Genomic DNA, 8,783 nt, shown 5'->3' on the forward strand with positions numbered 1-8,783 from the left:
ATCAGGACTGCTGTGCTGCGGTGATGATGTCGGGAACAACGTTGTCGAGCGCCCACGGCAGGCTCAGCGGGGATGCCGCGGAGATCGAGAGCACCTGCTGCTCGTCGGTCTGGAGGACCATCCGACCGGCCTCGACGGCGGGGATCCGGCCGAGCAGCGGGTCGGACTCGATCGCCTCACGCACCTGGGGCGAGGTCGCGTATGTCACGAGGATGTCCGACTCCAGCTCGTCAGCGCGCTCGGGCGACCAGGACACGGCGAACTCGTCGGGCGACCCGCTGGAGGCCTCGGAGACCACCGGGGACTGGACCATCCCCAGCTCGGTGAGGAATCGGGGGCGGTTGTCGACGTCGGTGAAGGCGTAGATCTTCTCAGCGGCCTCGGGGTCGACGGTTCCATACACGAAGGTCGTCCCCTGGATGTCCGGGTTATCCGTCGCGACCTGCTCGATCTGGGATTCGACATCGGTGATGAGCTCCTCGGCCGCCTCGGACCGCCCGAGGGCCTCACCGATGAGCCGGGTGGAGTCCTGCCACGCGGTGCCGAACGCCACATCGCCCTCGGGCATCGCGATTGTGGGGGCGATCTTGGAGAGCGTCTCGTACTCTTCGGCCGTCATACCGGAGTAGGCGCCCAGGATGAGGTCGGGCTGCAGTGCGGCGATCGCCTCGGTGTTGATGCCGTCGGTCTCGGAGTACAGCTCGGGCATCGTGCCGCCCATCTCCTCGAGCTTCGAGTCGAACCAGTCCGTCGAGCCGGCGGCGTTGGCCCCGAACGAGTTGCGGGGCATCCCGACCGGGACGACGCCCAGCGCGAGCGAGGTGTCGGCGTTGACCCACGAGACGGTGGCGACGCGGGTCGGCGCCTCCGGGATCTCGGTCTCGCCGTAGGCGTGGGTGACGGTCCGTGGGAAGCTCCCCTGGCGCTCGACATCTCCCGTCACCGCCTGGTCACCGCCACCGTCGACCGCACCGGTCGAGCAGCCAGCCACCAGCGCGATGAGGGCGACCATCACACCGAGAACGAGCAGGATGACCCGCCCGCCGGGGCGCGCGGCGCCGGATGGGGCGACGTCGAGCCGGGATCGTGCGGCGGGTGTGGTCATGGGTTCTCCGTCCCTGAGTGTCGCAGCCAGTCCGCTTAGGCTTGGCTAACCTTGGTGTGCGAAACAGTAGAGGCCAGACGGCGCCCGACGCAAGCGCCTTAATGCGCATTCCCACTTCACCTCCCCAATAATGTGATTCATCCCACCCCACCCTTGCTTAGGCAAGCCTAACCTCCCTACCGTTCGCCGGTATCCAAGTCCCCGAGTAGGTCGGAGAGCCTGTGAACGATCCATTGTTGAGCCGCCACAGCCGCGAGGAGCATGCCGCTGCCCTGGCCGCGGCAACCGCTGAAGTGGGTCGATATCTCGATGACCGGGCGACTCCCCGGTCCGCGGCGTCGCCGTCGCACCTGGCCGCACGCACCGCCGCCGTCGACCTCTCGGTACCGCTCGGCACTCTCGACAAGGCCTTCGAGGAGGTGCGCGAACTCTATCTCGACCACGCGGTGGGATATCACCATCCGCGCTACCTGGCCCACCTCAACTGCCCCATCACCATTCCGGCCATCGCCGCGGAGGCTCTCGCCACCTCGGTCAACACCGCGGTCGAGACTTGGGACCAGGGGACATCGGCCTGTCTCATCGAACAGAAGCTCATCGACTGGGTCGCCGACCTCATCGGATTCGAATCCCGGGAGGGGACGACCTCGCCGGACGGGGTGTTCACCACCGGCGGCACCGCCTCCAATCTGCAGGCGTTGTTCACCGCCCGCGAGAACCGGCTCGGACGCTCGGGCGACCGCTGCTCGAGGCTCGCCCACCTGCGCATCGTCACCGGCGAGCACGCCCACCTCAGCGTGGTCAAGGCCGCCCGACTACTCGGACTGGCACCCGACGCGGTGATCGCCCTGCCCGGCGACGGCGACCGCATGGATCCGGCGACCCTCGACCGCACTCTGGCCTCACTCGCCGACGCCGGTCACGAGGTCGCGGCCGTCGTGGCCCTGGCCGGCACCACCGACCACGGCGCGATCGATCCGCTCCGTGCGATCGGCGAGGTCTGCGACCGACACGACGTGTGGCTGCACGTGGACGCGGCCTACGGCGGCGGGCTACTCGTCTCCCCCGCACACCGTGCACTCCTGGACGGGATCGGCGCCGCCGACTCGGTGACGGTCGACTTCCACAAGACCTTCTTCCTCCCCGTCGCCGCCTCCGCTCTCCTCCTGCGCGACGGTGCCGGCTTCCGCCACTCCACCGTGAGCGCCGACTATCTCAACCCGGCTGACGGCGACCACCACGCCTCGGGCAGCGGAGATCTCGCCGCCGTCGACAAATCGCTGCAGACCACCCGCCGCTTCGATGCCCTCAAGCTCTGGATGACGCTGCGGGTACTGGGCGCCGACGGCATCGGACGCCTACTCGACGCATCGATCGATTCGGCCCGCAGAATCGCGCGGATCATCGAGGAGGATCCCGAGCTGGAACTGGTGCGCCGGCCGGACCTGTCGACCGTGCTGTTCCGGCCGTGCCCGCGACCCGACGGCCCCCTCGACTCCCTGGTCCGCCCGGTGCGCGACATCCTCTTCGCCGAGGGTCACTCGCTCGTCGCGGCGACGGTGGTCGACGGCCGCCCCTGCCTCAAGCTCACCGTGCTGGACCCGAATCTGACCGACGTCGATGTCGAGATCGTCCTCGCCGATGTCCGCGCCGCCGCCCGCCGCATCGCCGACGGACTGCGCCCGGCCCCGGCCGCGGAGGTGCTCACGTGAGCGAGAAGATCCACGACCTTTTGGGAATCGGCGTCGGCCCGTTCAACCTCGGCCTGGCCTGCCTCGCGGAACCACTGGGCCTGGACGCCGTATTCCTCGACGCCCGCGACGGTTTCGCCTGGCACCACGGGCTCATGTTCGACGACGCGACCATCCAGGTGCCGTTTCTCGCCGACCTGGTCACCCTGGCCGACCCGACATCGCCGTACTCGTTCCTGGCCTACCTCAAGCAGGCCGGCCGACTGTACCCCTTCTACATCCGTGAAGACTTCCAGCCGCTGCGCGCCGAGTACGACGCCTACTGCCGCTGGGCCGCCGAGCGTGTGGGTGGCCTGCGCTGGGGGCGGGAGGTGGTCGACGTCCGCCGCGAGGATGAGCCCACTGCACCGGGCGAGAACAATGATGACGACGGTTATGACGACGACAACCGCGTCGACCCGGCGCCCGTCTACCGGGTCACGGCCATCACCTCCGAGGGCACCGAGGTCTATCGGACCCGGCATCTGGTGCTGGGAATCGGCACCACCCCGTGGACCCCGATCGACCCGACCCCGCTGGACACCGGTGGGGCGGTGGCACTGCACGCCTCCGACTACCTCCACCGGCGCGATGAACTGCTGGCGCTGGAGTCGGTGACCGTGGTGGGCAGCGGCCAGTCCGCAGCGGAGGTCTACCACGATCTGTTGTCCGCGTCCGGCGGTGGTCCGCACTCCGACGCAGGAGGTCCACGCGTGGACTGGGTGACCCGCTCCCCGAGGTTCTTCCCGATGGAGTACACCAAGCTCACCCTCGAGATGACCTCTCCGGAGTACATCGACCACTTCCACGCCCTGCCCGTCGACCGGCGGGACCGCATGCTGCGCGAGCAGCGCTCGCTCTACAAGGGCATCGACTCCGATCTGATCAATCGAATCCACGACCTGCTCTACCAGCGGTCCGTCCACGGACTGGAGCCCGGCCTCCTGGCGGCCGCCACCACGCTCGACGGAGCCGGGGTGGACCGATCGATCCGGCTCGACCTGCACTGCAACGACACAGGTCGACAGTGGTCACACCACACCGCCGGGCTCGTGCTGGCCACGGGTTACTCCCCCACGCCGCCGCGATTTCTCGAAGGTATCGCCTCCGACATCGACCGCGAGCCCTCAGCAGACGCCGGCCCCGGCCGCTACCGCGTGGCCCGGGATCACACCATCGACCGCGCGCACTCCTTTATCCACGTCCAGAACGCGGAGGAGCACACCCACGGGCTGACAGCACCGGATCTGGGCATGGGCGCCATGCGCAACAGCATCATCCTGCGCACCATCTGCGGCCACGAGGTGTACCCGATCGAAACCAGCATCGCGTTCCAGCAGTTCGGCGCACCCGCTGCGGAACCCGGCCGGCAGCGCGCCCCGTCCTTCGTTCCGGCGACCCGACCCCAGGAGGTCCGATGAGCATCACCGACCAGACCGACGCCGCCCCGCTTCGCGCCACGCACCGCCCCGCGGGCGGCAACCCGGTCAGCGCGCACCGCACGCCGGCGGGCATCGTCACACTCGAACCCCTGGACCTCACCCGCCCCGACGGCACGGTACGCACCCTGCACGCCTGGCTGAACCACCCCGAGTCCGAGTACTGGGGGATGCGCGGTACGACGCCCGAGCAGGTCGAGGAGTTCTTCGCGGACTGGACCGCCTCGCCCCACCGTCGGGTACACGTGGTCCGGATCGACGGCCTGCGTGTGGGCCTGGCCGTCTTCTACGACCCGGCGATCCTCGAGCTCGCGGGCCACTATCCGCACCAGCCGGGCGACCTCGGGATGCACCTGCTGGTCGCGCCTACCCGCACCCCGGTGCCCGGCACCACGGCCGCCGTCATGGGGGCGATCTGCGGCACCGCGTTCGCGGAGGCCCCCGCTTCCGAGCATGCCGGTGCGCCGGATCATGCCGCCGCGCCCGATCCCGCGATCCCGGTCGGGCCGCCTGTCCGCCGGCTGGTGGTCGAGCCAGACCTCCGGAACACCGCAGTGCACCGGCTCAACGCCCGGGCCGGCTTCCGGGAGGAAGGACCGGTGGCCCTGCCCGACAAGACCGCCCTACTCTCCGTTTGTAGAGACGACGATTTCGCGCGGTCCGAGATCGGGCGCGGGACGTGGCCGTTGGTGCCGGGGGCGACGTTGTCGTCGTCGTACTCACACGCGCCGTCACACACCCACCTGACGGGCCACGCGATGCGGCGCGCCCACCGCCACCTGTGCGCGAAGATCCTCGCCGAGTTCTCCCACGAACGGCTCCTCTCGCCCACGCCCATCGCCGAGGCTGCCGCCGGAACCTGCCGGTACGAGGTCCGCGCCGGTGACGAGCGCTGGACCTTTCTCGCCCGGCTGTTGCCGCTGGAACACTGGGTGATCGACGCCGGATCACTGCGCCGCGAAGTCGACGGTGGCGGCGCTGCAGATCTGGGACCCGGAGCTGATTCCGGGATCGGAGACGGCGCCGTTGCCGAACCGGATGCGCAGGCGCTGGTGATCGCGCTCGCGCCGTCGCTGGGGATCCCCGCCGATCTGATGGGCACCTACCTCGAGGAGATCGCTGCCACCCTCGGCTCGGCCGCGTTCTGCCTGCACCACCGCGACCGGCCCGCCCAGGAGCTCGCCGAGGCCGGGCTTCAGGAGGTCGAGGCGGCGATGACCGAGGGACACCCGGGGTTCGTGGCCAACAACGCGCGGATCGGGCTCGGGCTCGGCGACCGGCACCGCCTGACCCCGGAGTCCCCCGCCCCGACGCGCCTGGTGTGGCTGGCCGCGCGCCGCGACCTGAGCCACCTGGCGACCGTCGACGGCCTCGACGAGGACACCCACTACCGGCGCGAGTTCGGCGACGACACCCTGGATCGCTGCCACGGACACCTCCGGGCGCTGGGCCTGGACCCCGGCCACTACCGGCTCCTGCCGGTCCACCCGTGGCAGTGGGAGCACAAGATCGCCGTGGCGTTCGCGCCGGAACTGGCCCGGCGTGACCTCGTCCACCTGGGCGAGTCCAAACACGAGTATCGGCCCCAGCAGTCCGTGCGCACATTCTTCGACGTCACCGACCCGCGGCGCGGCTACGTCAAGACCGCGCTGGCGGTGCAGAACATGGGCTTCACGCGCGGGCTGTCGCCGAAGTACATGCGCGACACCCCGGCGGTCAACGACTGGGTGGCCGACATCGTCGACTCCGACCCCGTGCTGCGACGGCTCGGACTCGGGCTCCTGCGCGAGGTCGCGGCCGTCGGCTACACCGGCGACGCCTACCACCGGGCCGCCGCGGCCGGCGTCTCCGACGAGGGGCCCCACACCAAGATGATCGCCGCCCTCTGGCGTGAGAGTCCGATCCCTCGGCTGGCCCGGGGCGAGCGTGCGTTCACACTGGCCTCGCTCCTGCACGTGGACCTCCATGGGCGGCCGCTCGTCGTCGAACACATCGAGCGTTCCAACCTGCCCGCGCGCACGTGGGTGCGGGCGCTGCTCGACGCCTACCTCGCCCCGGTCGCCCGCTGCCTGCTCGCGCACGGGCTCGTGTTCATGCCGCACGGCGAGAACGTGATCCTGGTGATCGACTCCGCGCATCGGCCGAGGCGCGCGCTGTTCAAGGACATCGGCGAGGAGGTGGCCGTGGTGCGCGAGCGGGACCTGCCCGAGCGGATCGGCCGGATCAAGCACGTGCTGGACGCCGAGACCGCCGCGCTCTCGGTCCACACCGACGTGATGGACGGGGTACTGCGCCACCTGGCGGGAATCCTGGACGGCGCCGGTGTGCTCGCCGCCGACGCCTTCTGGGACGAGGCACGGCGGTGCCTGGAGGATCTCGACGACGACGACGGACGCGTGCATGAACCCACACGCGACGCGCTCTTCTCGCCACGGTTCGAGCACTCGTGCCTCAACCGGCTGCAGCTGCGCAACACCCGACAGATGGTCGACCTCACCGACCAGGCGGGCTCACTCCAGTTCGCGGGGCATCTCGACAACCCGTTGGCCCGGTTGGGTGCCGTAACCTCCTAGGCCATGAACGGACAGGAACTCCAGCGTCGGGCGGCGGAGCGGGCACGCGAGCTACCCGCCTCCACGTTGGAGTTCCCGTTCGGGTCCGAATACGAGGTGTACAAGGTCGCCGGGAAGATCTTCCTGTTCCTGGTTGACCACCGCGGTGAACCGATCGTCACCCTCAAGGCGCTACCGTCGGACAGCATGGCGCTGCGCGAGGCCCACGCCGACATCACGCCCGGTTATCACATGAACAAGCGGCATTGGATCTCGCTGCGTCCGGGCGGGTCCCTGACAGCCGACGAGGTGTCCGAACTCGTGACCGAGTCCTACCGACTGGTCGTGGCGGCTCTACCCCGGGCGAAGCAGCCGGTTGAGCCGCACGCCTTCGGCCGGGGCCAGCGCTAGACGCGACTCGGGAACACCCGATCGCGTCACGTTTTCTGACCGAGCCCGCCCCGCGGCGCCCCTAGCTACCGGGCAGCTGGGAGGAGATCGAGTCGAACGAGAGCTGCCCCGTCGTGCCGCCGGACCCCTGGTTCGCCGCGGTCCCCACGGCGTCGACCGCCGAATCGGTGGGCACCACCTCCGCCAGGAGGCTGCCGACGTACGGCACTCCGCTGATCATGGTCTCCACGGACCCCTGGTGGTCACCGTTCATGAAGTGGTCGATCGACTCGCCGATCGCCGGCCCGACCATACAGACGGGCTGGACGCTTCCCGGCACGCCGACTCCCGCGAGGCCGGCGACGCTACCGGCGTTGCAGACCGCGGTGGCGACGGAGCCGACCGGCCCGGTGGCGTAGCCCGGCAGCGATCCGGTCACCGATCCCGGGAGAACCTCACCCATCGAGCCCAGGTAGTCGTCTGGGACATCCGAAGAGAGCTGGGCGTGTGCTGGCGCGCTGGACAGCGCGAGTAGGCCCGCTGCTATGGCTCCTACAACCGCGGTGGATCTGAACATGGTCGACCTCCAGGTGGAACATTCTGTGTGCGACCCCAGGTGTGGACCGCACCTGACCTGGACCAACCCTAATCAGACCCCGCCACAATGAACAGTGTTTTACTGTTTTGAGGTAGCCGGACGGCCGCCGGGCCAAACGGGCCCGGCGGTTGCCGATACGACTTTCGTTGAGTCAGTTCTGCGGTGACAGCGAGGTCTCCGCGAGGGACCCGAGACGGTCACCCACGATCTCCTCGACCTGCTCGGTCACCGAGGAGGTGTCCACGTGCTTCGTGACCGAGGTGCCGACGACCGGGACGCCCCCGATCACCGCGTCGACCGATCCCTGGGTGTCGCCACCCATGAGGGCATCTCCCGACTTCGCCAACGGGTTGACGACCGAGCAGATACCACTGATCGGGATCGGCAGCGGCACGCCGGCCAGCCCGGCGGCAGCGGTCGCGGCGGATCCGACGTTGCACGTGAGAGTGGCCGTGGAACCGAGGACGCCGGTCGCGTAGCCGGGAAGCGAGCCGGTCACCGACGCCGGAGCCATCTCACCGACCGAGCCCAGGTAGTCACCGTCCATGTTGGACGAGCCCATCAGTGATCCCAGCGACCCCGATTCCAACCCGGAATCGGACCCGGACACCGATCCGGTCGCCGACCCGATCAACTCGGAGCTCTGTGCGCCCGCGGTTCCCGCCGAGGCGACGAGCAGCGCGGCGGCGAGTGCGCCGACATAAGCGGTGGTCTTGGACATGGACTGGGACATGGACTGCCTCCGTTGTGGGAATTCGGGACGTCCGCCCCGGCTCGCAAAATATTAGGCCCACCACATATACCTCAGCACAAGCTGACCGTTACCCATACAGCCGAACTCAGCCCCCACACGGACTCCAAATAACCATTGCACAGCACGAGCGAGGGGCGTAGACTAGAACACACATTCGATATAGGTGCGAAGCGGGACGGAGGTGGGGGCTGATGGAGAGGGATGACGACGACAAG

Annotated in this window: 7 protein-coding genes; 4 read left to right on the forward strand and 3 right to left on the reverse strand. The window is 69.2% G+C overall.

Annotation, left to right across the window (positions count from 1 at the left end):
- Position 1: 1 nt before the first annotated feature.
- On the reverse strand, positions 2-1,105 hold the full coding sequence (locus ACWGLC_RS12445; RefSeq protein ID WP_452100195.1) for an iron-siderophore ABC transporter substrate-binding protein: 1,104 nt from the start codon (positions 1,103-1,105) through the stop codon (positions 2-4).
- A 221-nt stretch (positions 1,106-1,326) separates the two neighbouring features.
- On the opposite strand from ACWGLC_RS12445, the gene ACWGLC_RS12450 reads away from it, so the two are divergent.
- From ACWGLC_RS12450 to ACWGLC_RS12465, 4 genes are read left to right on the forward strand one after another with little or no spacing between them, the layout of a single operon-like run.
- A complete protein-coding gene (locus ACWGLC_RS12450) occupies positions 1,327-2,817 on the forward strand; it encodes a pyridoxal phosphate-dependent decarboxylase family protein (protein WP_452100196.1) in 1,491 nt (496 codons plus the stop codon).
- On the forward strand, positions 2,814-4,256 hold the full coding sequence (locus ACWGLC_RS12455; protein ID WP_452100197.1) for a lysine N(6)-hydroxylase/L-ornithine N(5)-oxygenase family protein: 1,443 nt from the start codon (positions 2,814-2,816) through the stop codon (positions 4,254-4,256). Before ACWGLC_RS12450 ends, ACWGLC_RS12455 begins: the two co-directional genes overlap by 4 nt.
- Positions 4,253-6,847 carry a GNAT family N-acetyltransferase gene (locus tag ACWGLC_RS12460; protein ID WP_452100198.1) on the forward strand — a complete coding sequence of 865 codons (2,595 nt, stop codon included), beginning with the start codon at positions 4,253-4,255 and terminating at the stop codon, positions 6,845-6,847. The genes ACWGLC_RS12455 and ACWGLC_RS12460 overlap by 4 nt, the downstream gene beginning before the upstream one ends.
- A 3-nt stretch (positions 6,848-6,850) precedes the next feature.
- Positions 6,851-7,237: an MmcQ/YjbR family DNA-binding protein gene (locus ACWGLC_RS12465; RefSeq protein ID WP_452100199.1), complete on the forward strand. Its 387-nt coding sequence runs from the start codon at positions 6,851-6,853 to the stop codon at positions 7,235-7,237.
- Between the two features lie 61 nt (positions 7,238-7,298).
- Here the strand turns inward: ACWGLC_RS12465 and ACWGLC_RS12470 are convergent, their stop codons facing one another.
- Both ACWGLC_RS12470 and ACWGLC_RS12475 read right to left on the reverse strand, forming a co-directional pair.
- Positions 7,299-7,793, reverse strand: coding sequence for a hypothetical protein (locus ACWGLC_RS12470; protein WP_452100200.1), 495 nt, complete (start codon positions 7,791-7,793; stop codon positions 7,299-7,301).
- 172 nt (positions 7,794-7,965) lie between these two features.
- Positions 7,966-8,547: a hypothetical protein gene (locus ACWGLC_RS12475; protein ID WP_452100201.1), complete on the reverse strand. Its 582-nt coding sequence runs from the start codon at positions 8,545-8,547 to the stop codon at positions 7,966-7,968.
- Between the last annotated feature and the right edge of the window lie 236 nt (positions 8,548-8,783).

The sequence above is a fragment of the Dietzia sp. NPDC055877 genome, assembly GCF_053615975.1.

Bases quoted from the DNA above. Each gene is read 5' to 3' on its own strand.
- ACWGLC_RS12445 (WP_452100195.1), bottom strand. From the start codon at position 1,105: ATGACCACACCCGCCGCACGATCCCGGCTCGACGTCGCCCCATCCGGC.
- ACWGLC_RS12460 (WP_452100198.1), top strand. From the start codon at position 4,253: ATGAGCATCACCGACCAGACCGACGCCGCCCCGCTTCGCGCCACGCAC.
- ACWGLC_RS12465 (WP_452100199.1), top strand. From the start codon at position 6,851: ATGAACGGACAGGAACTCCAGCGTCGGGCGGCGGAGCGGGCACGCGAG.
- ACWGLC_RS12470 (WP_452100200.1), bottom strand. From the start codon at position 7,793: ATGTTCAGATCCACCGCGGTTGTAGGAGCCATAGCAGCGGGCCTACTC.
- ACWGLC_RS12475 (WP_452100201.1), bottom strand. From the start codon at position 8,547: ATGTCCCAGTCCATGTCCAAGACCACCGCTTATGTCGGCGCACTCGCC.